The organism is Xanthocytophaga flava (genome assembly GCF_030068545.1).
Taxonomy (GTDB): Bacteria; Bacteroidota; Bacteroidia; order Cytophagales; family 172606-1; genus Xanthocytophaga; species Xanthocytophaga flava.
Window position 1 is genome coordinate 1 of record NZ_JASJOR010000093.1, and the last position, 784, is coordinate 784.

The window sequence follows — 784 nt, forward strand, 5'->3', positions numbered from 1 at the left end:
GTTGCTTCTTCCACTTTGGTAAGACGCATACCCAATCGAAGCATTAGCGAATAAGCAAACTTCTTCCACTTTTCTACATTTCCTCCATAAATTAGATCAGAAGAACCATAGGTCAACGTTTGTGCTGGATCCAGAGAAGCTGCCGCTTCATCAAGTTCCTTCAACATATCAGCATAAATTGCACTTTGTGCATCATACTTTGGCTGATAGTTTTTAAGATTATATCCCTGAGCCGCTTCACTATAGGGAATATCTCCATATAAATCTGTCAGTCGACTAAAGCAATAGACTCGCCATATACGAGCCATGGCATACATATTGATTTTTGCAGGATCAACCTTTACGGCTTTAATAACCTCTTCTATTTCGTTAATCTGTGTAGGATATGAATTGTTAAAGACAGCACCCGTAGCATTTACTTGGGAGGCTACATATTTTGATCCAAATCCTTCTACATCATTATAACTAGTAGTATACTGCATCAGACCAAATAACAAACTTCCCTTATTGCCACTGTTAGCCGCTCCATCATATAATGCTTTACTAAACATCAGGGATGGGGTGAGGACAGGCACTGTATTGGGATTAGTATTTATGGCTTCAAAGTTATTATCACAGGATGGCAGGAAAACCAACCCCGATGTGACCATTAAAATTGAACTATATTTTACAATTAACTTTCTCATCGTTACCATGTTTTTTGTTAAAATTTCAGATTCAGATTCAAACCATAGGAACGGGTACGTGGTAAACCAATCGACTCAATTCCTTGTGCAGCTCCATT

Annotated in this window: 1 protein-coding gene; it reads right to left on the reverse strand. The window is 38.4% G+C overall.

Features of this window, described 5'->3' with window-relative positions; genetic code table 11:
* On the reverse strand, window positions 1-686 hold a 686-nt coding region (locus QNI15_RS38900), incomplete at its 3' end, for a SusD/RagB family nutrient-binding outer membrane lipoprotein (protein WP_314037605.1).
* Window positions 687-784: the final 98 nt, after the last annotated feature.